Annotated in this window: 24 protein-coding genes; 16 read left to right on the forward strand and 8 right to left on the reverse strand. The window is 73.0% G+C overall.

Going from position 1 to position 20,799, the window contains the following annotated elements; genetic code table 11:
- Positions 1 to 2: 2 nt before the first annotated feature.
- Both AC069R_RS14300 and AC069R_RS14305 read right to left on the reverse strand, forming a co-directional pair.
- Positions 3 to 182, reverse strand: coding sequence for a hypothetical protein (locus tag AC069R_RS14300; protein WP_478767115.1), 180 nt, complete (start codon positions 180 to 182; stop codon positions 3 to 5).
- 230 nt (positions 183 to 412) lie between these two features.
- Positions 413 to 886: a winged helix-turn-helix transcriptional regulator gene (locus AC069R_RS14305; protein ID WP_478767116.1), complete on the reverse strand. Its 474-nt coding sequence runs from the start codon at positions 884 to 886 to the stop codon at positions 413 to 415.
- Between the two features lie 169 nt (positions 887 to 1,055).
- Between AC069R_RS14305 and AC069R_RS14310 the strand changes: the two genes are divergently transcribed.
- The gene (locus AC069R_RS14310) at positions 1,056 to 2,225 is read left to right on the forward strand and encodes a thiolase family protein (RefSeq protein ID WP_478767117.1); all 1,170 of its coding nucleotides are present in this window, start codon (positions 1,056 to 1,058) and stop codon (positions 2,223 to 2,225) included.
- Between the two features lie 21 nt (positions 2,226 to 2,246).
- Here the strand turns inward: AC069R_RS14310 and AC069R_RS14315 are convergent, their stop codons facing one another.
- The gene (locus tag AC069R_RS14315) at positions 2,247 to 2,966 is read right to left on the reverse strand and encodes a TVP38/TMEM64 family protein (protein ID WP_478767118.1); all 720 of its coding nucleotides are present in this window, start codon (positions 2,964 to 2,966) and stop codon (positions 2,247 to 2,249) included.
- 1,000 nt (positions 2,967 to 3,966) lie between these two features.
- Here AC069R_RS14315 and AC069R_RS14320 point away from each other — a divergent pair.
- The 4 genes from AC069R_RS14320 (at position 3,967) to AC069R_RS14335 (ending at position 7,636) form a co-directional block, all read left to right on the forward strand.
- Positions 3,967 to 4,149, forward strand: coding sequence for a hypothetical protein (locus AC069R_RS14320; protein WP_478767119.1), 183 nt, complete (start codon positions 3,967 to 3,969; stop codon positions 4,147 to 4,149).
- A complete protein-coding gene (locus AC069R_RS14325; protein WP_478767120.1) occupies positions 4,146 to 5,252 on the forward strand; it encodes a DUF7507 domain-containing protein in 1,107 nt (368 codons plus the stop codon). The genes AC069R_RS14320 and AC069R_RS14325 overlap by 4 nt, the downstream gene beginning before the upstream one ends.
- A 329-nt stretch (positions 5,253 to 5,581) precedes the next feature.
- Positions 5,582 to 6,760, forward strand: coding sequence for an elongation factor Tu (gene tuf / locus AC069R_RS14330; protein ID WP_478767121.1), 1,179 nt, complete (start codon positions 5,582 to 5,584; stop codon positions 6,758 to 6,760).
- A gap of 30 nt (positions 6,761 to 6,790) precedes the next feature.
- Positions 6,791 to 7,636 carry a spermidine synthase gene (locus tag AC069R_RS14335; RefSeq protein ID WP_478767122.1) on the forward strand — a complete coding sequence of 282 codons (846 nt, stop codon included), beginning with the start codon at positions 6,791 to 6,793 and terminating at the stop codon, positions 7,634 to 7,636.
- A gap of 48 nt (positions 7,637 to 7,684) precedes the next feature.
- Here the strand turns inward: AC069R_RS14335 and AC069R_RS14340 are convergent, their stop codons facing one another.
- Entirely contained in the window at positions 7,685 to 8,842 is a 1,158-nt protein-coding gene (locus AC069R_RS14340; protein ID WP_478767123.1) for a DUF8017 domain-containing protein, read from the reverse strand.
- A 140-nt stretch (positions 8,843 to 8,982) separates the two neighbouring features.
- Between AC069R_RS14340 and AC069R_RS14345 the strand changes: the two genes are divergently transcribed.
- From AC069R_RS14345 to AC069R_RS14360, 4 genes are all read left to right on the forward strand, one after another.
- Entirely contained in the window at positions 8,983 to 9,435 is a 453-nt protein-coding gene (locus tag AC069R_RS14345; protein WP_397987069.1) for a DUF4442 domain-containing protein, read from the forward strand.
- A gap of 465 nt (positions 9,436 to 9,900) precedes the next feature.
- A complete protein-coding gene (locus AC069R_RS14350; RefSeq protein ID WP_478767124.1) occupies positions 9,901 to 10,200 on the forward strand; it encodes a hypothetical protein in 300 nt (99 codons plus the stop codon).
- On the forward strand, positions 10,197 to 10,367 hold the full coding sequence (locus tag AC069R_RS14355; protein ID WP_478767125.1) for a hypothetical protein: 171 nt from the start codon (positions 10,197 to 10,199) through the stop codon (positions 10,365 to 10,367). Before AC069R_RS14350 ends, AC069R_RS14355 begins: the two co-directional genes overlap by 4 nt.
- Positions 10,364 to 11,440, forward strand: coding sequence for a class I SAM-dependent methyltransferase (locus AC069R_RS14360; RefSeq protein ID WP_478767126.1), 1,077 nt, complete (start codon positions 10,364 to 10,366; stop codon positions 11,438 to 11,440). Before AC069R_RS14355 ends, AC069R_RS14360 begins: the two co-directional genes overlap by 4 nt.
- 12 nt (positions 11,441 to 11,452) lie before the next feature.
- On the opposite strand, the gene AC069R_RS14365 is transcribed toward AC069R_RS14360, so the two are convergent.
- A complete protein-coding gene (locus AC069R_RS14365) occupies positions 11,453 to 12,544 on the reverse strand; it encodes a lysylphosphatidylglycerol synthase transmembrane domain-containing protein (protein WP_478767250.1) in 1,092 nt (363 codons plus the stop codon).
- Positions 12,545 to 12,680: 136 nt separating this feature from the next.
- Here AC069R_RS14365 and AC069R_RS14370 point away from each other — a divergent pair, with 136 nt between their 5' ends.
- Positions 12,681 to 13,325: a DedA family protein gene (locus AC069R_RS14370; RefSeq protein WP_478767127.1), complete on the forward strand. Its 645-nt coding sequence runs from the start codon at positions 12,681 to 12,683 to the stop codon at positions 13,323 to 13,325.
- Positions 13,326 to 13,441: 116 nt separating this feature from the next.
- Complete coding sequence (locus AC069R_RS14375; RefSeq protein ID WP_478767128.1) at positions 13,442 to 14,206, forward strand: acyltransferase; 765 nt, start codon at positions 13,442 to 13,444, stop codon at positions 14,204 to 14,206.
- 4 nt (positions 14,207 to 14,210) lie between these two features.
- Here the strand turns inward: AC069R_RS14375 and AC069R_RS14380 are convergent, their stop codons facing one another.
- A complete protein-coding gene (locus tag AC069R_RS14380) occupies positions 14,211 to 15,068 on the reverse strand; it encodes an EamA family transporter (protein ID WP_478767129.1) in 858 nt (285 codons plus the stop codon).
- Between the two features lie 108 nt (positions 15,069 to 15,176).
- On the opposite strand from AC069R_RS14380, the gene AC069R_RS14385 reads away from it, so the two are divergent.
- On the forward strand, positions 15,177 to 15,749 hold the full coding sequence (locus tag AC069R_RS14385; protein ID WP_478767130.1) for a helix-turn-helix domain-containing protein: 573 nt from the start codon (positions 15,177 to 15,179) through the stop codon (positions 15,747 to 15,749).
- A gap of 43 nt (positions 15,750 to 15,792) precedes the next feature.
- Positions 15,793 to 16,350 (forward strand): YbaK/EbsC family protein, encoded by a 558-nt coding sequence (locus tag AC069R_RS14390; protein WP_478767131.1) that lies wholly within the window; start codon positions 15,793 to 15,795, stop codon positions 16,348 to 16,350.
- A gap of 70 nt (positions 16,351 to 16,420) precedes the next feature.
- Here the strand turns inward: AC069R_RS14390 and AC069R_RS14395 are convergent, their stop codons facing one another.
- Positions 16,421 to 18,064 carry an APC family permease gene (locus tag AC069R_RS14395; RefSeq protein WP_478767132.1) on the reverse strand — a complete coding sequence of 548 codons (1,644 nt, stop codon included), beginning with the start codon at positions 18,062 to 18,064 and terminating at the stop codon, positions 16,421 to 16,423.
- Positions 18,065 to 18,265: 201 nt separating this feature from the next.
- Entirely contained in the window at positions 18,266 to 18,673 is a 408-nt protein-coding gene (locus AC069R_RS14400; protein ID WP_478767133.1) for a CoA-binding protein, read from the reverse strand.
- Between the two features lie 140 nt (positions 18,674 to 18,813).
- Between AC069R_RS14400 and AC069R_RS14405 the strand changes: the two genes are divergently transcribed.
- Genes AC069R_RS14405 through AC069R_RS14415 form a run of 3 tightly spaced genes read left to right on the forward strand, consistent with a single transcriptional unit; the run spans position 18,814 to position 20,769 of the window.
- On the forward strand, positions 18,814 to 19,545 hold the full coding sequence (locus tag AC069R_RS14405) for a hypothetical protein (protein ID WP_478767134.1): 732 nt from the start codon (positions 18,814 to 18,816) through the stop codon (positions 19,543 to 19,545).
- Complete coding sequence (locus AC069R_RS14410; RefSeq protein ID WP_478767135.1) at positions 19,542 to 20,111, forward strand: SixA phosphatase family protein; 570 nt, start codon at positions 19,542 to 19,544, stop codon at positions 20,109 to 20,111. The genes AC069R_RS14405 and AC069R_RS14410 overlap by 4 nt, the downstream gene beginning before the upstream one ends.
- Before the next feature lie 31 nt (positions 20,112 to 20,142).
- The gene (locus tag AC069R_RS14415; protein WP_478767136.1) at positions 20,143 to 20,769 is read left to right on the forward strand and encodes a YigZ family protein; all 627 of its coding nucleotides are present in this window, start codon (positions 20,143 to 20,145) and stop codon (positions 20,767 to 20,769) included.
- Positions 20,770 to 20,799: the final 30 nt, after the last annotated feature.

Raw genomic sequence — 20,799 nt, forward strand, 5'->3', positions numbered from 1 at the left:
GGTCAGGCGGCCCTGATGATCTCCTCGCGGACGGCCTTGGCCCACTCCACGACCAGCAGTTCGTACTCCGTGCGTTCCTCGGCCGAGAGGGCGCCGCCGGTGCGCAGCCACAGTGCCCGGATCTGCTCGTTCACCTCGGCGGCAGACCGTGCGGAACCAGGGGGCGAGGGATGGGGGGACATGCGGGACAGCCTAGGGGCAAGGGCTGACACTGCGCTACCGCGCCACTACGCAGAAGGTATGTGGTTGGTCACCGGCGCCCCCGGCCGCGTCCCGTGGTCGGCCCAGTTCAGGTGGCATATGCCCGATCGAGTTGACGCCGGGGGGTGGCCCGGAGTTGGCCGAAACGAAGGCCCGGACGCCCGGTGAGCCCAGTTGATTGCGGGGCAACTGCCGTGAGTGGCGCGGGAGTTCAGGATGCTTTCGCGGGACCCCGCACCGTCCAGCCCGGCGCCTGCGGGTGGGCCGTCAGATCGTCGTGGTGGACGGGGGAGCCGCAGGCGCGGCAGGTGACCACCGGGACCAGTTCGTGGCCGCAGCTGTGCTCCACGGCCATGGGCAGGTCCGTGTTGTGGCGCAGATGGCGGTCGCCCCACTCCTTGAGGGTCATCAGGACCGGTTCCAGTTCCAGTCCCGCCTCGGTCGGCCGGTAGTCGAAGCGCTGGGGGTGCTCGCTGTAGGCGCGCTTGGTCAGCACCCCGGCGTCCACGAGCCGGCGCAGCCGGGCGGCCAGGATGTCGCGCGGGGCGCCGATGTTGCGCACCAGCTGGTCGAACCGGCCGTTGCCCAGGCACACCTCCCGCAGCACGAGCAGGGAGTACTTCTCGCCCACCACCGCGAGTGTGTCGGCGATGGAGCAGGGGCGCGGGTCCTTCGGTGCGGCCATGCGGCCCAGCTTAGTTGAGAGTTTGGATTTCCAATCATTGCGGGCGGTATGGGCAGGCGCCTACGTGAGTGTGGGTTTGATTTTCCAACCCACCGCGTTATGGTGAGTCCGGATTTCCTACTTACCGGTAACCGTGATCGTGAACGAGTCCGCCGCAGGAGGCCGCACCATGCGAGACGCAGTGATCGTCGAGGCCGTACGCACCCCGATCGGCAAGGGCAAGCCCACCGGCGCCCTGGCGCAGGTCCACCCCGTCCAACTGCTCGCCCACACGCTGAAGTCCCTGGTCGAGCGCTCCGGTATCGACCCGGCGCTGATCGACGACGTGATCGGCGGCACCGTCGACCAGGTCGGCGAGCAGGCCATGAACACCACCCGGTACGCCGTGCTCGCCGCCGGCCTGCCCGAGACGGTCCCGGCCACCACGGTGGACCGCCAGTGCGGCTCCTCCCAGCAGGCCGTGCACTTCGCCGCGCAGGGTGTGATCGCCGGCGCGTACGACATCGTCGTCGCCTGCGGCGTGGAGTCGATGAGCCGCGTGCCGATGTGGTCCAACGTGCCCGCGGGCACAGACCCCTTCGGGCCCGGCGTCGCCGCGCGCTACCCCGAGGGCCTGCTGCCGCAGGGCGTCAGCGCCGAGCTGATCTGTGCCAAGTGGTCGCTGACCCGCGCGCAGCTGGACGCCTTCGCCGTCTCCTCCCACCGCAAGGCCGCCGCGGCCTGGGAGGCCGGGCTGTTCGACGCCGAGACCGCGCCCCTGGAGGGCCTCACCCGAGACGAGTGCGTACGGCCCGGCAGCACCCCGGAGATCCTCGCCGGTCTCAGGCCCGCCTACCACGACCCGGCATTCGCCGAGCGGTTCCCGGAGATCGAGTGGAACATCACCGCGGGCAACTCCAGCCCGCTCAACGACGGCGCCTCCGCCGTCCTGATCACCTCCGGCGAGACCGCCACCCGGCTCGGCCTGCGCCCGCTCGCCCGGCTGCACAGCTTCGCGGTCACCGGCTCCGACCCGCTGCTGATGCTCACCGGCGTCGTCCCGGCCACCGAGAAGGTGCTCGCCCGCGCCGGCCTCACCCTCGGCGACATCGACCTGTTCGAGGTCAACGAGGCGTTCGCCAGCGTCGTCCTCGCCTGGCAGCAGGAGACCGGCGCCGACCTGGACAAGGTCAATGTGAAGGGCGGTGCCATCGCCCTCGGTCACCCGCTCGGCGCCAGCGGCACCCGGCTGACCACCACCCTGGTGCACGCCATGCGCGAACGCGACGCCCGCTACGGCCTCCAGGCGATGTGCGAGGCGGGCGGCCTCGCCAACGCGATGATCCTGGAAGCCCTCTGACCGGCCGTCACCGGACCCCCGTCACCTGCCGCGCAGCCGGTGCCGCTGCCGCCACGCCACCACCGTGCCCACGAGGGCCGGTACGGCGATGCAGGCCATCGCGAGCAGGAAGGCGGGCGATGTCGGCGTCGAGGCGCGGGCGCCGGCGACCGCGTAGGCGGCGGTGTTCGGGACCGACCCGAGCGCCGTCGCCAGCAGGAACGGCGACCAGCCCATCCGGGAGACCGCGGCGCAGTAGTTCGCCGCCCAGAACGGCACGCCCGGAAAGAGCCGCGCGGCCAGCATGGACCGGAACCCGTGCCGGCTCAGCTGCCCGTCCGCCGCCCGCAGCAACCGGCCGCGCAGCAAGGGGCGCAGCGCGTCCTGCCCGAGCAGCCGACCGAGCCCGAAGGCCAGGCCGGCCCCGAGCACCGTCCCGGCGAGCGCGGTCCCGAGGCCCAGCTGGGAGCCGAACAGCGCGCCGGCCGCGAGGTTCAGCAGGGGCCGCGGCACGAACGCCACCGTGCACAGCCCGTAACCCGCACCGAACACCAGCGCCGCAAGCAGCCCGCCTGCCTGCGGCGGCCAGCCTCGGGTCAGCAGCCGCTGCGGATCGAACAGCAGCACCAGCGCGCCCGCGGCCGCCAGCAGCACCAGCAGCAGGGTCAACCGCGCCCACGGCGACAGCAGCGCACGGGCGCAGCGGGCCGTGAACCCCGCGCGGGCCACGGGCGGCGCGGGGACGGTGGTGGCATCGAGCACGTGACCCCCTGGAAGACTTCGACGGCCGACGCCGATGATAGAGGGCGCCCCGGACGGCCTCGCTGTACGCACGGAGCGGTGCGGCCGACCGGGTGCGGGGCGGGGACACGCGCCCCGGCAGCGGATGCTCACGGAGCGTGACTGCTACGTATGCTGCGCATGACGCGAAATCAACGCCCGTCGCCGCCCGGCGGACCCGCACGGACCGCCCGGCTCGCCGCGGCGGCCCTGACCCTCGCCCTCGGCATGGGCGGCTCGCTGGCGCTGGACACCGGTGCACTCGCCCACGCACGGCCGCGCCAGGGCGGTACGACCCTGCTCGACGAGACGTTCACCCAGGCGACGGCCCCGGAGTTCACCGGAGTCGGATCGGCGTGCCTGACCGGTGCGCCCCAGGTCGGCGCCCTGCCGGGGCCGGGCGACCACCCGCTCGGCGGCTGCACGGCGGGCACCGGCCCGGTGCCGCCCAACGACGCGGCCCCGCACGGCTACCTCCGGCTGACGGACTCCTCGAACGACCAGTCCGGCGCCGTCCTCTACAACCACGCGCTGCCCGCGGTGCCTTCGGCGGCAGCCTCGGCTACGCCCGGAGACTGCCCGACGACAACCCCGCCGCCGAGTTCCAGCCCGGCGTGGACAACGGCTACCTGGGCATCGGGCTCGACGTCCTCGGGAACTACTTCGGCGACTGGGAGCACCGCGGCAACGGCTGCCCGCCCGGCGAGCGTTCGCCCGCGGGCACGAGCTTCCATGTGCCGGCGCCCGGCCCGAACATGGTCACGCTGCGCGGTCCCGGCGACGGCATCGAGGGCTACTGCTTCCTCACCGCCACGACGAGCAACTTCTCGACCACCGGGCCCTGGCCGTCCACCCTCCCCGGACAGCTCCACGGGCCGACCACCGAGGTGTCCGGCGACCCGGTCCAGGCCGAGCAGGACCTGGAGCCGTCGCGCCGCCGGGTGCACGTGGTGATCACCCCGGCGCCCGACCGCAGGTCACCGTGTCCATCGACTTCAACGACGGCAACGGCTTCCAGCCGGTGCTCCAGACGGCCGCGCCGGCCCCCGTACCGCCGACCTGCAAGTTCGGCTTCGCGGCCTCGACCGGTCTGTTCACGGACACCCATCTCATCCGCAACGTGGTCGTCGCCACCGAGGAGCCGCTCCCCGAACTCAGCTCGTGAAGCAGGCCAGGGAGCCGCTTCCCGGAGACCTGGCGGCCGGTTCGCGGGTGCCGTACGACTTCGTGGTCACCAACTCGCGCGGGACGACCATCGACGACCTGGCCGTCGAGGACCCGAAGGTCGGCCCGGTCTCCTGCCCCGTGACCAGCCTCGCGCCCGGTGAGACGGTCACGTGTACGGCCACGTACACGGTGACGGCAGCGGACGTGGCCCACGGCTCCATCGACAACACCGCGACCGCCGGCGGCACTTCCGGCGGGCAGACGGTCACCTCGCCGGAGGCCTCGGAGAGCGTGCCGATCCAGCGGCGGCCGGGCATCGAGGTCGACAAGCAGGTGGAGACGCCCGGCCCGTACGCGGTGGGGCAGACGGTCACCTACCGCTACACCGTCCGCAACACCGGCGGAGCGGAGCTGACCGGGGTCGCGGTGCACGACGACCACGTGCGGGACATCACCTGCGAGTCGACCACGCTCGCCCCGGCGGATGAGCCCGGTGACAGCACCACCTGCACCGGCACCTACACCATCACCGCGGCCGACGGCACGGCCGGTTCCGTGACCAACACCGCCACGGCGACCGGTACCGCGAACGGGGAGACGGTCACCTCCCCGGAGACGTACCAGACCCTCCCCGTCGGACGGCCCCACCTGACGCTGCACAAGCGGGTCGTCTCCGGCGGCCCGTTCCAGGTCGGCTCCACGGTCCAGTACGCGTACACCGTGACCAACACCGGCAGCACCCAGCTGCACGACGTGCACCTCGCGGACGACCGGGTCGCCACGGTGACCTGCGACGACACCACGCTGGCGGCCGGGGAGACCACCACCTGCCACGGCTCGTACCAGATCACCCAGGACGACGCGGACGTCTGCCTGAAGGCCGGTACACGGGACGGCGGCGGTGACGGCGGCGCCATCGCGTGCCGGATCGCCAACATCGCGCAGGCGGGTGCCACCGACCGGCAGGGCCGGGAGACCGCCAGTGAGCCCGCGTCGGCCACCGTCACGGTCGACGTCCAGCCGGAGCCCCCGTGCCCCGGCTACGGCAGGCCGGACGACAAGGCCGGCTGCGACAAGCGGCGGCGCCACGGCGGCGTCTGACGCCTCCCGCGCATCGCACCGGCGCCGCCCCTGGACGGGGGCGGCGCCGGTCGTCTTGGCGGGCGCGGCGCGGGTAAACCGGCGGAAAACCATTCGACGCCGGACATCCCGTCGGCGATGATCGACCTCATGTTCCGGTACGCCTTCCACCTCGCAGCATCCGCGGTCGCGGATGTGTCGAAGGCTGCCGTTCCCACGCTCGCGGCCGCTGTCGACGGCGCCCGAAGCTGACCCTCCCCGGATCGTCCGGCGGACCCCGCAGGGGGAGGGTCGGCCACTCCTGGGGGTCCTCAACTTCCGTACGACAGCGAAGGCTTCGAGGAACAGCCATGTCCAAAACCGCCTACGTGCGCACCAAGCCGCACCTGAACATCGGCACCATGGGTCATGTCGACCACGGCAAGACCACCCTGACCGCCGCCATCACCAAGGTCCTCGCCGAGCGCGGCACCGGCACCTTCGTGCCCTTCGACCGCATCGACCGCGCTCCCGAGGAGGCCGCGCGCGGCATCACCATCAACATCGCGCACGTCGAGTACGAGACCGACACCCGCCACTACGCCCACGTGGACATGCCCGGTCACGCCGATTACGTGAAGAACATGGTCACCGGCGCCGCGCAGCTCGACGGGGCGATCCTCGTGGTCTCCGCGCTCGACGGGATCATGCCGCAGACCGCGGAGCACGTCCTGCTCGCCCGGCAGGTCGGCGTCGACCACATCGTCGTCGCCCTCAACAAGGCGGACGGCGCGGCCGACGAGGAACTGATCGACCTGGTCGAGCTGGAGGTCCGCGACCTGCTCACCGCGCAGGGCTACGCGGGCGACGCGGTGCCCGTCGTACGCGTCTCGGGGCTGCGGGCGCTCGCGGGCGACCCGCGCTGGACGGCGTCCATCGAGGCGCTGCTGGACGCGGTGGACACGTACGTGCCGATGCCCGAGCGGTATCTCGACGCGCCGTTCCTGATGCCGGTGGAGAACGTGCTCACCATCACTGGGCGGGGCACGGTCGTCACCGGCGCCGTGGAGCGCGGCACGCTCAGGCTCGGGGACCGCGTCGCGGTGCTCGGCGCGGACGGCGTGGAGAGTGTCGTCACCGGACTGGAGACCTTCGGCAAGCCGATGCCGGAGGCGCAGGCAGGGGACAACGTGGCCGTGCTGCTGCGGGGCGTGCCCCGGAACGCGGTGCGGCGGGGGCATGTCGTGGCGGCGCCGGGCAGCGTGGTGCCGGCGCGGCGGTTCACGGCGCGGGTGTACGTGCTGTCGGGGCGCGAGGGGGGTCGTACGACACCGATCGCGACCGGGTACCGGCCGCAGTTCTACATCCGTACCGCGGACGTGGCCGGAGCCGTCGACCTCGGCGCGGCGGCCGTGGCCCGGCCCGGTGAGACGGTGGAGATGACCGTCGAGCTGGGGCGGGAGGTGCCGCTGGAGCCGGGACTCGGCTTCGCCGTCCGCGAGGGTGGCCGGACGGTCGGCGCGGGCACGGTGGTCTCCGTCGGTTCGTAGGGCCCTCGCGGGGCGCGTCACAATGAACCTGTGACCGAGCAGATACCCGTCTTCCGCACCACCGACCACGGCGCCGCCAAGCTCATGCCCGACGTGGACCGGGAGCGCGCCTGGCTGCTGACGGTCGACGGGGCGCCGCAGTCGTACGTCGACCTGGACGAGCCGACGTACCTGGAGTTCGAGTACGCGCGCCGGCTCGGGCACGCGCTGGACACGGTGGCCCCCGAGGGCCGGGCGCTGGACGTGCTGCACCTGGGCGGGGGAGCGCTGACCCTGCCCCGGTACGTCGCGGCGACCCGGCCCGGTTCCCGGCAGGACGTCGTGGAGGCCGACCGGGGGCTGCTGGAGCTGGTCGCCGAGTATCTGCCGCTGCCCGAGGGCGCGGGCGTCGCGGTGCACGCCGCCGACGCCCGCGCCTGGCTCCGGTCCGCGCCGGACGACACGGCCGACGTGCTGATCGCGGACGTCTTCGGCGGCTCCCGCGTCCCGGCCCATCTCACCACCCTCGCCTACGCCCGCGAGGCCGAGCGGGTGCTGCGGCCCGGCGGGACGTATCTCGCCAACCTCGCGGACGCGGCGCCGTTCGCCTTCCTGCGCTCCCAACTGGCCACGTTCGCCGAGGCCTTCGAGGAGCTGGCGGTGGTCGCCGAGCCGGGGGTACTGCGCGGGCGGCGGTTCGGCAACGCGGTGCTCGTCGCCGCGCACCGGCCGCCGGACGTCGCCGCGCTGGCCCGCCGGGTGGCGGCGGACGTCTTCCCCGCGCGGGTCGAACACGGCGCGGCCCTAAGGGAGTTCATCGGCACCGCGCGGCCGGTCGAGGACGCGGACGCGGTGCCCTCGCCGGTGCCGCCGGGCGGGTCGTTCGGCATCGGCTGAACGCCGGGTGCGCGGGGCGTGTCCCGGCTCCGCACCCGGCGCCCCGCGTCAGTCCGAGGTGGGGGTGCCGTGCAGCCGGACGGAGCCGAGGATCTTCATCACCGTGGCGTTCGGGACCTCGTCCTTGACGCCCTTGGCGCCGTAGAAGTTGAACGACACGTAGTCGTGCGCCGAGTTCTGGAAGCCGAAGGTGAGGGCCTTGCCGTCGCTCGCGCACTTGCCCTTCTGCGGGGTGCCGCTCGACCTCGCCCACGCGTAACTGCCCTTGATCCCGGACGTGGTGGTGAAGGGGGTCGCCTTCTTGTCGAAGGTGACGCTCTTCTTGTCCGGCTGGGTGTAGCCGCCGTAGACCCACCACGCCGGGGTGTTGACGGCGATCTGGTCGGTGCTCTTCGCGCCGCTGGCACCCTTGGAACCCACCACGGCGAGCGGGGTGTCGTCGGTGCGGCCGTCCTTGTCGTCGTCGGACGTGCACCACTTGGGCTGGTCCTCGGCCGTGCCCGACATCACGATCAGCGGCTTGCCGCTGGTGGACTTGTTGTCCTCGAAGCCCACCTCCAGGTCGGGCGCCTGGGCCTGCCAGTCCGAGGGCACGTCGTAGGCTATGCCCCATTTCGGGTTGACCACGACCTTCCAGCCCGGCACGGTCGGCTTCTCGCTCTCCGCGGCGCGCGGGTTGTCGGTCGAGGCGGGGCTGGACGACGCGCCCGTCGGCGCCTGGCTGGTGTGCGTGTTCTTGCCGTCCGCCTCGGTGTCCTTGCCGTCCTTGCCACCGCCGAGGACCAGCACGCCGGTCACACAGGCGGCGACGACCACGGCCGCGGCCGCCGCGATCGCGATCAGCTTCGTACGGTTGCCGCCGCCGTCGCCGCCGCCCTGCGGGGGCTGCTGGATCGGCACGGTGGGCGGCTGCTGGCCCCACTGCGGCTGCTGCCCGTAGGGGCCGGGGGCCTGCGGGTACGGGCCAGGGGCCTGGGGGTACGGGCCGGGGGCCTGGGGATGCTGGCCGGGACCCGGCTGCTGACCGGCCGCCGGCTGCTGACCGGCCGCCGGCTGCTGACCGGCGCCGGGGTGCTGGCCCCCCTGCGGGTACTGCTGGTAGCCCGGCTGCTGATACGGATTCGGCTGCTGCTGGTAACCCGGCTGCTGGTACGGGTTCTGCTGCGGGTTCTGCGCGCCCCCGGGCGGCTGCTGATCTGGCCACATGGCCGACAACACTAGTGCGGCGGCGGCACGGTTCGGTCACGGGATCTCGTCAGGGCCGTAGCGAAGCGGTGTGAAGGTCGTGCGGAGCGGATGCGGACCACGCTGGTCAGCAGGCTCTACTCGCCGGTAACATCGAGCCCATGACTGTTGACAGCGCCTCGATGGGCGAGATGCTTGCCACCGCGGTCCCGATGGTGCGGACCCTGAATCTGGAGTTCGTCGAGGTGACCGCGGAGCGCGCCGTGCTGCGGCTCCCGGACCAGCCGGACTACCACAACCACATCGGCGGCCCCCACGCCGGCGCCATGTTCACGCTGGCCGAGTCCGCCAGCGGCGCCATCGTGCTCACGGCCTTCGGCGACCAGCTCTCGCGCGCGGTGCCGCTCGCGGTCCGGGCCGAGATCGGCTACAAGAAGCTGGCCAAGGGCCCGGTGACGGCGACGGCCACCCTGGGCCGCCCGGCCGCCGAGGTCGTCGCCGAGCTGGACGCGGGCGGCCGGCCGGAGTTCCCGGTCGCCATCGCCATCCAGCGTGAGGACGGCGCCGTCACCGGGGAGATGACGGTGGTGTGGACCCTGCGGCCGAACGGCTGAGGGATCTCCGGGAAGACCGGTAAGGGCCGGGCCCCCGACGTGTGTCGGGGGTCCGGCCTTGTTCATGGGGGTCGGGGCCGTTTCAGGTCTTGTGGCGCTTTCCGGCCCGTGCGCATCCCCGCCAGGGGGCAAAGGTCATGCGGAATTTACAGACACGGTCCCGGTGTCACGGCGCGTTGCCGGTGGGTGAGTGAAGGGTGAAGCGGGAGAGCGCTTTGACGGGCTTGTGGCGATGTGGCGCACCGGCTCGGGTGAGCGGGTGCCCGCACCGATGACCCATTAGCTCCGATTTCTCGGCGCTTGCGGGGAATTCGGCGGTCTGGCCGGATCATGGCCACGGCGGGCGCCCGCCGGTCGGCCTTGTTGACCCGCGAGTAGCCCCTCGCTAGTTTCCGGTGCCCTCGCACCGACGAGTTCCGCCGCACAAACCCCCACCGTGCTCTTCGCCGATTGTGTCGGAGTCTCATGACCTCCCCTGTGCGCGCCCATGACCTGATCCTGTGCCTCACCCCGTTCGGAGAACCCGACGCGGGCCTCGCCGCGGCCGCCACCGGCGCCGGCGCGCTCGGCGTCCTCGATCTCGGTGACGGCGACCGAAGATGCCGGCAGGAGCTGTCCCGGCTGAGAAGAACGGCGCCGGGCCCGTACGGCGTCCGGGCGACCGCCCGGTGCGCCCTCACCCCGGCCGACCTGCCCGACGGCCCCGGCCTGGTCGTCCTCGCATCGGACCTGACGGCCACGGAAACGCCCACGGGCTCCGGGTGAAGTTCGGCCGGGTCACCGCGGACCGGCTGGGCACCGCCCTCGACACCGTGCTGCACGTCCCCGCCCACCAAGCCGCCGCCGCCCGCGTCCGCACCGCCTTCCGCGCGGCCGGCGGCGCCCCCGCCGCGGCCGACCACCTGGAACGACTCGCAACGGAGAGCCGATGAGCGACCCCAGCGACAAGCGGGCGAAGGCCGAACGCGTCGCCGCCCTGCGCCCCGCCTACCGAGCCGACCTCGCCTCCGGCGCCGCCCGCTTCCTCGGCGCCCGCCGCACCACCTGCCCCTGGTGCGGCTCGGACCGGCTGGACAACCGCCTGCGCACCACCGACCTGCTCCAGCACAAACCCGGCCGCTTCACCCTGGACCGCTGCGCCGGCTGCGGGCACATCTTCCAGAACCCCCAACTCACGGAAGCCGGGCTGGAGTTCTACTACCGGGACTTCTACGACGGCCTCGGCGAGCAGCGGATGAGCGGCACCTTCGGCGGGCGCACCGCCATGTACGAGGACCGCGCCCGCGCCATGCTGCCGTACGACCCCGCGCCGAAGACCTGGCTGGACGTCGGCACCGGACACGGCCACTTCTGCGCGAGCGCCCGCACCGTGCTGCCCGGCACCTCCTTCGCCGGACTCGACTTCACCGACGGCGTCGAACTCGCCGCCCGCGAGGGCCGGATCGACCACGCCCACCGCGGCGCCTTCCCCGACCTCGCCCCCGAACTCACCGCCCGCTACGACGTGGTGAGCATGTTCCACTACCTGGAGCACAGCACCGACCCCGACCGCGAACTGCGCGCCGCCCACCAGGCCGTACGCCCCGGCGGCCACCTCCTCATCGAGGTCCCCGACCCGGACAGCCGCTACGCCCGCCTCCTCGGCCGCTGGTGGCTGCCCTGGCTCCAGCCGCAGCACCTGCACTTCATTCCGGCCGGCAATCTGCGCCGCCGGCTCACCGGACTCGGTTTCACGGTCCTCGCCGAGCAGCACGCCGAACCGCACGACCCGGTCGATCTGCTCGCCGCCGTCTGGCTGGCCCTGGACCACACCGCGCCCCGCGAGGACGCCCCCTGGCTGCCCGAGCCCCCCGGCGCGGCGCGCCGTGCCCTGCGCACCGCGCTCCTGCTCGCCGGGGTGCCCGCCCTGCTCACCGCCACCCTCCTCGACCGCCTCGCCATCCGCCCGCTCGCCCACCGACTCCACCTCGCCAACGCCTACCGCCTGGTGGCCCGCCGGGAGTGAACGCGCCCCGGATCACAGCACCTTGGACCGGATCAGCGCCGACAGCACCAGCGCGCCCGGCAGCAGCGGCAGCCAGTCCGTCACCACCCGGTAGCCGATCACGGTCGCCGTGGCGGGGGCGGGCTCCGCGCCGGAGGCGACCAGCGTCCACACCAGCGCCGCGTCCACCGCGAACCCGCCGGGCACCGGGGCCGCGCCCACCGCCGTGCCCGCCGCCAGGAACGCCAGCGCCACCTCCGCCCAGGACAGCCCGAGCCCGAGCGCGGCCCCGACACAGCCGAGCGCGCCCGCCTGCACCAGCGGCATCGCCACCGCCCCGCCCCACAGCGCCAGCGCCCGGCAGGGCCGCGCGTGCACCACCCGGACATCGGCGAGCGCGGTGCGCACCAGGGCGGTCACCGGCCGCCGCAACGGCCGTACGACCGTCAGCAGCACCCCCGCCCCGGCGACCACCCCGCCCGCGACCGCCGCCACCGGCACCAGCTCCGTGCCGTCCGGCACCAGAGCGGCCAGGCGCCGCCAGGCCGGTGAGAGGGCCAGGAACACCAGCAGCACCAGGGTCTTCGACACGCCTTTGACCAGCGAGTACAGGCCGATCGACGCGGTGGTCCGGTCCAGCGGCACCCCGCGCGCCCGCAGGAAGCGCACGGTCACGGCGTGCGCGCCGAGCCCGCCGGGCAGCGCGTGGTTCGCGGCACCCGCGGCGAACTGCGAGGCCAGCAGGAGCCCCGCCGGCAGCCGGTCGGGCAGCGCGCCCTGCCGTACACAGGAGGCCGCCACCCAGGTCAGGCACGTACAGCCGAGCCCGGCCAGCAGCCAGCCGGGATCGGCCGCGACGAGCCGCCGCACCCCCTCGTACACCACGGGCCGGTTCGCGACGGCCCAGCACAGCGCGATCAGCAGCGGGGCCAGACACAGGGCGAGGCGCAGGGACCGGCCGGAGATCGAGGGGGCGGCGATCCGGGCCGGAGCCTCGGGTACCGGGGCGGTGACGAGAGGAGACGGTACGGACACGGGGACGTCGTCCTTCCGCGGCAGGGCCCGGCGGGCAGGCGGTGCGGTCGAGACCGGGGGGAGCCTTCCCGCGCCGGATGACACCGGGATGTCCGAGGACCCAATGCTCGGGGGCGGCCCGGTGCCGTACGCCGCGCGGCCGTTCACCGCCGACCGGGTAGCCTTTCTTGGGGAGCGCTTTACACAGCGCTGCCCGCCAAGGTCAGCGGCAGGGGAGGATCCCGCGGTGCACGTCCAGGAATGGCTCGACTCGGTCCCGGCGGTAGCCGTCTACGCCGTGGTGGCCCTGGTGATCGGCGTCGAGAGCCTCGGCATCCCGCTGCCCGGCGAGATCGTCCTCGTGTCGGCGGCGCTGATGTCCTCCCAGCACTCCCACATCAACCCGCTGATCCTCGGCGCGTGCGCCACCGCGGGCGCGGTGATCGGCGACTCCATCGGCTACGCCATCGGCCGCAAGGGCGGCCGGCCGCTGCTGGCCTGGCTGGGCGGGAAGTTCCCGAGGCACTTCGGCGAGGCCCATGTGGCGACCGCCGAGCGCTCCTTCCAGAAGTGGGGCATGTGGGCCGTCTTCTTCGGCCGCTTCATCGCCCTCCTGCGCATTTTCGCGGGCCCCCTCGCGGGCGTCCTGCACATGCCCTACTGGAAGTTCCTGATCGCCAACATCCTCGGCGGCATCTGCTGGGCCGGCGGCACCACCGCCGCCGTCTACTACGTGGGCGTCGTCGCCGAGGGCTGGCTGAAGAAGTTCTCCTACGTGGGCCTGGCCGCCGCCGTCGTCATCGGTCTCGCCACGATGCTGATCGTCAAGCGCAAGACCAAGCAGACCCAGCAGGAACCGTCCGAGCGGGAACCTGTCAACGCCGGCGAGTGACAGCGCCCCCATCCCCATCAGGCAGTCGTCCCCGACCGTCGCCCCGTGCACGGGTGGGGCAAAGATCACAGCGGTCCGGCCTCTCGGCGGACGCAACCCGTGAGTAACGTGACCCCGTGCCGAAGCGCAAGAACACGTTCTCATCCTGGCGCCATGGCCTGGCCCAGCGTGCCGTCCACGCGGCCTGGGCCTGGGCCCAGCGGGCCGGCTCCGTCACGGCGGAGCATCCCGGCCGCCTCCGCTTCGGCGCCATTGGCGAGGCCACCCGGCTCGCCTTCCCGCTCGGCACGGTCTTCGGCGAACCCTGGATCCGCCTCGGCTCCCACTGCATCATCGCCGAACAGGTCACCCTGACCGCCGGCCTGATGCCCGACCTGGACCTCGGCCCGGACCCGATCCTGCGCATCGGCGACGGCGTGGTGCTCGGCCGCGGCAGCCATGTCATCGCGGACACCACGGTGACCATCGGCCGCGACTGCTACTTCGGGCCGTACGTCTACGTCACCTCCACCAACCACTCCTACGACGACCCGCACGAGCCCATCGGCCGGCAGTGGCCCCGCATGGAGCCCGTGGAGATCGGCCCCGGCTGCTGGATCGGCACCGGCGCGGTGATCCTGCCGGGCGCGCGGATCGGCCGGAACGTCGTGGTCGCCGCCGGTGCCGTGGTGCGCGGCACGGTGCCCGACCATGCCGTGGTGGCCGGCGCTCCCGCCAGGGTCGTACGGCGCTGGACGCCCGAGGACGGCTGGCAGCCGCCGCTGCGGACCCCCACCCCGGTGCCGGTCCCGGACGGGGCGACCCCGGCGCAGCTGCGGGCGCTGGCCGCTCTCGACGAGTCCGCCGTGGCCCGGCTCGCCGAGCTGGAGACCGAGGGCTGAGCCCTCAGCCGGTGGCCAGCAGCACTGTGCCCAGCAGGGCGAGGCCCGCGCCCGCCGCCTGGACGGCGCGCAGCCGCTCGCTGAGGAAGCCGCGGGCGGCCAGCGCGGTCACCACCGGGTAGAGCGAGGCGAGGACGGCGGCCACGGTGACCGGGCCGTGCTGGGCGGCGATGGCGTAGGTGCCGTTGGCCGCCACATCGGCGAGGCCCACGGAGGCCAGCGCGGGCAGCGAGCGGTAGGGGAAGCCGCCCTGTGGCAGAGCGGTGCCGCCGCGCCGCAGGGAGACGGCGAGCACCGCGCCGCCCACCGCGACATTGGTCAGCCGCTGCACGAACAGCGAGAGATAGAGCCCGGTGACCGTGGTGGACGCCTCGGCGATCAGGGCGAACACCGTGCCGAAGCCGAGCGCCGCGACCAGCGTCAGCAGGACCGTGCGCCGCTCCACCGGCGCGCCCCGCAGCTGGGGGCCGCCCGCGAGGACGACACCTCCGACGGCGACCGCGATGCCCGCGAGCTGGAGCGGCCCCGGACGCTCGCCGAGGAACAGGCCCACGCCGACCGGTACGACGACGCTCAGCGTGGCGAGCGGCGAGACGACGCCCATCGGGCCGAGCGCCAGGGCCTTGTAGAAGGCGAGCAGGGCGATCGGGCCGACCAGGCCCGCCGCGAACGCGAACCACAGCCGGGGCCCGGCCGCGCCCCAGGCGCCGGTGGCGGTGACGATCGCGCCGAGTACGGCCGCCGCGATGGCCTGCGAGACGACGACCACGGTGAGCGCCGGCGTCCGCCGTGTCAGCAGCCCGCCGCCGAAGTCGGCCAGCCCCCACAGCAGGCTGGTGGTCAGGGCGAAGAACGCCGTCACGATGCCTCGCAGTACAGTTTGTTGGACGAACGGGTGTGCTCCACCGTAGTTCAGTGAACTGGACCGCGTCATCCAAGGAAGTGAACCATCTCGGATATCGGACGGAACGTGTCGGACCTCGAATTGCTCACCCAGTCCCTGGCGCGCAACGTCAGGCACTGGCGTTCGGTGCGCGGTTTCACCCTGGACGTGCTCGCCGCCCGCGCCGGGGTCAGCCGCGGCATGCTGATCCAGATCGAGCAGGCCCGCACCAACCCGAGCATCGGCACCATCGTCAAGATCGGCGACGCGCTCGGCGTCAGCGTCACCACGCTGCTCGACTACGAGCGCGGGCCCCGCGTCCGCATCGTCCCCGCCGAACGGGCGGTACGGCTGTGGCACACCGCCGCCGGCAGCTACAACCGGCTGCTCGCGGGCACCGAGGCGCCCGGCCCGCTGGAGATGTGGGACTGGAAGCTGATGCCCGGCGACGAGAGCCCGGCGGAGCCGCACCCGCCCGGCACGGTGGAACTGGTCCATGTCACGGCGGGCGAGCTGACCCTCACGGTCGACGGTGAGGACCACCTCGTGCCGACCGGCGCCAGCGCCACCTTCGAGGCCGATGTCCCGCATGTCTACGCCAACCGCGGCGAGGTCCCGATGGAGATGATGATGGCCGTCTCGGTGCCGCCCGTGCACTGAGATGTCCCTGCGCCGCCCCGCCGCGCCTTGTTAGCGTGCGGCCATGCGCGCACCCATCGGAGATTTCGAGACCGCGACCCCGGTGACCGACTGCCTGGCCGAGCTGACCGAGCCGGTGGCGCGGGCGGTGCGGAACTGGACCGCCGGGATCCCCGCCGACCGCGTCCTGTACGTCGACACCGACCCGGAGTGGGCGGACACCGCCGTCTTCGTGCGGCACTACGGCAGCGATCTGCCCGAGCGGTCGGCGAACTGCGTGGTGGTCGCCGCCAAGCGGGCCGGCGAGACCACGCTCGCCGCGTGCCTGGTGCTGTCCACCACCCGAGCCGACGTCAACGGCACGGTCCGCCGCCGACTGGGCGCCCGCAAGGCGTCGTTCGCCCCGATGGAGACGGCGACGGGGCTGACCGGGATGGAGTACGGCGGCATCACCCCGATCGGACTGCCCGCCGACTGGCCCCTGCTGGTGGACTCCGCCGTCGTGGAGCTGCCCTACGTCCTGGTCGGCAGCGGCCGCCGACGCGGCAAACTGCTGGTACCGGGCAAGGTCTTCGCGGAGCTGCCGGGGGCGGTCGTACTGGAAGGTCTGGGTGTGGCCTGACCCAGGCCCCCGACGCGACGGTGGCCCGTCAGCCGCGGACGGCCGACGGGGCACCAGGACGGGCTCCGGCTCAGTGCGCCGGCGCGTCCGTCACGACGACCTCGTCGATGCTGCGCTCGATCGCCTCCGTGCTGGAGGCGGTGGCCTTGGCCCAGTAGTAGATGCCGAGGGAGAAGACCGCGATGACCAGGATGTCCCAGTACAGCTTGATGTGGCCCTGGCTGCCCACGCCGAAGCTGCCCTGCCAGGAGATCACGCCGATGCCCAGCAGGTAGACCGGCAGCCACTGCGCGGCCTTGAAGTCCATCCGGGGCGCGTCGGGCCTGCCCTTGTGGTTGGCCCACAGGGCGTAGGAGCCCATCAGCACGTAGCCGAGCAGGATGGCGAAGGCCAGCCGCCACAGGGTGTCCCAGCCGCTCCAGTAGATGATCAGGTTGGCGACCACGAAGGACAGGGGCGAGATGACCTTGCCGCCGGGCAGCCGGTAGGGGCGCTCGAAGTGCGGCAGGCGGTCGGCGAACACGCCGTAGGCCAGCGGGGCACCGGCGTACATCAGCACGCTCGCCGAGGTGATGAAGCTGACCAGCTCCTGCCAGCTCGGGAAGGGCAGGAAGCAGAGGATGCCAGTGACGAAGGTGACGATCAGGCCGATCCACGGCACGCCGCGCTTGTCGGTCTTGGTGAGCGCCTTCGGGGCGTAGCCGTTCTTGGCCAGGCCGTAGGAGACGCGGGAGGTGGCGGTGGTGTAGATCAGGCCGGTGCCACCGGGGGAGATGATCGCGTCGACGTAGAGCACCCAGGCCAGCCAGCCCAGGCCGACCACGGTCGCCAGGCCCGCCCAGGGGCCGCTGATGCCGGCGTACGCCAGCTTCCCCCAGCCGTGCGCGAAGGAGGCGTGCGGCAGCGCGGCGACGAACACGATCTGGAGCAGGATGTAGATCGCGGCGCCGATGGCGACCGAGCCGAGCGTGGCGCGGGGCAGGTCGCGCTGCGGGTTGCGGCTCTCACCGGCCAGCTGGATCGCCTGCTCGAAGCCGAGCAGCGCGAAGATGATGCCGCTGGAGCTGATCGCGCCCAGCACACCCTTGGCGCCGAACGGGGCGAAGCCCTCCGAGGTGAAGTTGGAGCCGTGGAAGTTGCCGACGGCGATGATGAAGATCGCGGCGAGCGGGATCGCGATCTTCCACCAGGTGGCGGCGCTGTTGGTGTGCGCCAGGGCGCGGACGCCGAAGAAGTTGACGCCCACGAAGATCGCCATGAGCACGATCGCAGTAACGATTCCGCTGGCAGTCAGCGTCTGATCTGCGTTCTGCAGGCCCTGCGCGAACTTCCAGTGACCGGCGTAGCCGATCATCGCCTCGACCTCGATGGGGGCCACGGTGGCCGCCTGGAGCCAGGAGAACCAGCCGAAGGACATGCCGGCCAGGCCGCCGAAGGCGTAGTGCGGGTAGCGCGCCGTGCCGCCCGCCACCGGGAACATGCCGCCGAGCTCGGCGTGCACGAGCGCCAGCAGGACGATGGCCACGGTGCCGATCACCCACGAGATGATCGCCGCGGGGCCGGCCATGACGACGGCCTTCTCGGCGCCGTAGAGCCAGCCGGAGCCGATGATGGAACCCACGGAGGCCCACATCAGGCCGATGAGTCCGACGTCGCGGCGCAGACCCCCGGACTCACTCGTGGCTACCGGTGCAGCCTGATCGACTTTCGTCATGCAAGTGGCCTCTCAGATCGTAAACGCAGTTTTAACGGGGAGGGAGGCCACAGGCTAGGAACGGTTTCCTCGTCGGCAAAAGACTGCTTACCAAATCTTGACCCAGGATCTTGTCCATCTTGGGGACAGGGTTTTCACAGCTCAGAGGCTACTGCCGAATGTCAATATTCACCACGGAATTGTGATGAAGAAGTTCTGACACTAGGGCAGGCGTGGAATTTCGATCGCCGGGCAGCGGTCCATGACCATGTCCAGACCGGCCGCGCGGGTGCGATCGCAAGCCGCTTCGTCGACGACGCCGAGCTGGAACCAGACCGCCTTCGCGCGCTTCGCCACCGCCTCGTCGGCCACCGCGCCCGCCAGCGAGCTGTTGACGAAGACGTCCACCACGTCGACGTCGAAGGGGATGTCCGCGAGCGAGGCGTAGCCCTGTTCGCCGTGCACCGTCTCCGCCTTCGGGTGCACCGGCACGATCCGCTTGCCGTACCGCTGGAGCATCCGGGCCACGCGGTACGCGGGCCGGGCGGAATTGCCGGACAGTCCGACCACCGCCCAGGTATCGCCCCGTTCGGTCAGAATCCTGCGAATCGCCGCCTCTTCGTCGTACACGTCCGCCTCCTGCGTGGTGATTTCCGATGCCGTCAACAGGCCCCCGGAAGCGCTGATTCCCGTCCGCCTACCCCGCCACGGTGACCGGAATCGGCGCGCGGTGCCAGCGCACGGGCCCGCGCGCGCCTACGCTCGGCCCCGTGCTGCGCATCCTCGACGCCCGAACCGGTGAGCCCGTCGCCGCCACGCCCGCCCGCCGCGGCCTGACCCGCATCGAGGCCCGTGCCCCCGGACCCGATCTCACGTCCCTGCGGGTGCTGCTGACCGCCGACCTCCTCGCCCGCGCCCTCGAACTGAACGGGCTCCAGGCCTGGCCGACCGCCCTTGGCCAGGCACCGGAACTGCGCACCGCCGCCGACGCCCTCGCCGTCCGCCCCTTCGAGGAGGCGCGCGGGCCGGGGTTCGCCGAGGCGGGCGTCGTGCGGGTGACGGCGGGGGAGGAGGACCCGGCCGGTGCCGAGGGGCCGGTGGTGGCCGTGGCGCCGGTGGTGTGGGCGGGCGAGCCGGGGGCCCCGCTGTCGGACCTCCTCGCCGACCCGACCGCCCTGCGCCTCGCCCTGCTCTCCGTCCCCCACGGGGAGACCGCCACGCTGGACGAGGCCGCCCTGATCCGGGCCGCCGAGCGGCTGGCCGGATGGCGGCGGGACGTGGCCGGATGGGCGCGCCGGCCCTCGCGGCCCGTGCCGGAGGCGGTGCGCGAGCGGCTCACGGGGGCGTGGGAGGACGACCTGGACATGCCGGGCGTGCTGGCGGCGCTGGCGCGGGCCGCGGCCGATCCCGCGGTGGCCGACGGCGCCCGGTTCGAGACGTTCGCCTACGCCGACCGGCTGCTCGCCCTCGAACTCACCCGCGACCTCGGGACCCTCGGGTGAGCGACCGCGCGGGCACCGGTCCGCTGCGCCGGCTCGTCGTGCTCAGACACGCCAAGTCGGCCTGGCCCCACGGCGTGCCCGACCACCGCAGGCCGCTGGCGCCGCGCGGCCTGCGCGACGCCCCCGCCGCCGGGCGTGTTCTCGCCGGGGCCGACCTGCTGCCCGACCTCGCCCTGTGCTCCACCGCCGTACGCGCCCGCCAGACCTGGCAGCTCGCCTCCGGCGAATGGGGCACGCCGCCGCGGGTGCGCTACGAACCCCGGCTGTACGAGGCCGGCGTACCGGACCTGCTGGAGGTCGTACGCGAGAGTCCGCCCGAGGCGAAGACGCTGCTCGTCGTCGGGCACAGTCCGGGCCTGGAGGACCTCGTCCTGGCGCTGGCCGGGGACGGCCTGGACGACAGCCTGGAGCGGGTCCGCGCCAAGTTTCCCACCTCCGCGCTCGCCGTCCTCGCCTGGCACGGCCCCGGCTGGCCCGCCCTCGCACCCGGCGCCGCCCTGCTGACCTGGTTCACCGTGCCCCGCGGCAAGGCCCGCGCCCAGGGTGGCCCCGGCGCCCGCGCATAGGGCTGTCGGCGCCTGCGCATAGGCTGGCGGGATGCAGGACGAGTACCGCACAGTGGCCCACGCGGGCGTGCACGAGACCGAGATCAACCGTTCCCGCTTCCTGTGCGCCCTCGCCCCGGCCGCCACCGAGCAGGAGGCGCAGGACTTCATCGCGGCCGTCCGCAAGGAACACGCCGACGCCACCCACAACTGCTGGGCGTACGTCATCGGCGCCGACGCCTCCGTGCAGAAGGCCAGCGACGACGGCGAACCGGGCGGCACGGCCGGCGTCCCCATGCTCCAGATGCTGCTGCGCCGCGACATGCGGTACGTCGTCGCCGTCGTCACCCGCTACTACGGCGGCGTCAAGCTCGGCGCCGGCGGACTCATCCGCGCCTACGGCGGCGCCGTGGGCGAGGCCCTGGACACCCTCGGCACCCGCACCCGGCGCCGCTTCCGGCTGGCCACGGTCACCGTCGACCACCAGCGCGCGGGAAAACTCCAGAACGAACTGCGCGCCACCGGCCGCGAGGTCCGCGACGTCCGCTACGGCGAGGCCGTCGCCCTGGAGATCGGCCTGCCGGACGCCGATGTGGAAGCCTTCCGGGGGTGGCTCGCCGACGCGACGGCGGGCACGGCCGCCTTCGAGCTGGGCGGCGAGGCGTACGGGGACGCCTGAGGGGCGGGTGCTCGGGGGCATCCGGCAGGG

The organism is Streptomyces sp. NPDC043952, from assembly GCF_056435325.1.

Excerpts from the sequence above, each read along its gene's own strand:
- AC069R_RS14300 (WP_478767115.1), bottom strand. The coding sequence starts at position 182 with ATGTCCCCCCATCCCTCGCCCCCTGGTTCCGCACGGTCTGCCGCCGAG.
- AC069R_RS14305 (WP_478767116.1), bottom strand. The coding sequence starts at position 886 with ATGGCCGCACCGAAGGACCCGCGCCCCTGCTCCATCGCCGACACACTC.
- AC069R_RS14310 (WP_478767117.1), top strand. The coding sequence starts at position 1,056 with ATGCGAGACGCAGTGATCGTCGAGGCCGTACGCACCCCGATCGGCAAG.
- tuf (WP_478767121.1), top strand. The coding sequence starts at position 5,582 with ATGTCCAAAACCGCCTACGTGCGCACCAAGCCGCACCTGAACATCGGC.
- AC069R_RS14340 (WP_478767123.1), bottom strand. The coding sequence starts at position 8,842 with ATGTGGCCAGATCAGCAGCCGCCCGGGGGCGCGCAGAACCCGCAGCAG.
- AC069R_RS14345 (WP_397987069.1), top strand. The coding sequence starts at position 8,983 with ATGACTGTTGACAGCGCCTCGATGGGCGAGATGCTTGCCACCGCGGTC.
- AC069R_RS14350 (WP_478767124.1), top strand. The coding sequence starts at position 9,901 with ATGACCTCCCCTGTGCGCGCCCATGACCTGATCCTGTGCCTCACCCCG.
- AC069R_RS14360 (WP_478767126.1), top strand. The coding sequence starts at position 10,364 with ATGAGCGACCCCAGCGACAAGCGGGCGAAGGCCGAACGCGTCGCCGCC.
- AC069R_RS14390 (WP_478767131.1), top strand. The coding sequence starts at position 15,793 with ATGCGCGCACCCATCGGAGATTTCGAGACCGCGACCCCGGTGACCGAC.
- AC069R_RS14395 (WP_478767132.1), bottom strand. The coding sequence starts at position 18,064 with ATGACGAAAGTCGATCAGGCTGCACCGGTAGCCACGAGTGAGTCCGGG.
- AC069R_RS14415 (WP_478767136.1), top strand. The coding sequence starts at position 20,143 with ATGCAGGACGAGTACCGCACAGTGGCCCACGCGGGCGTGCACGAGACC.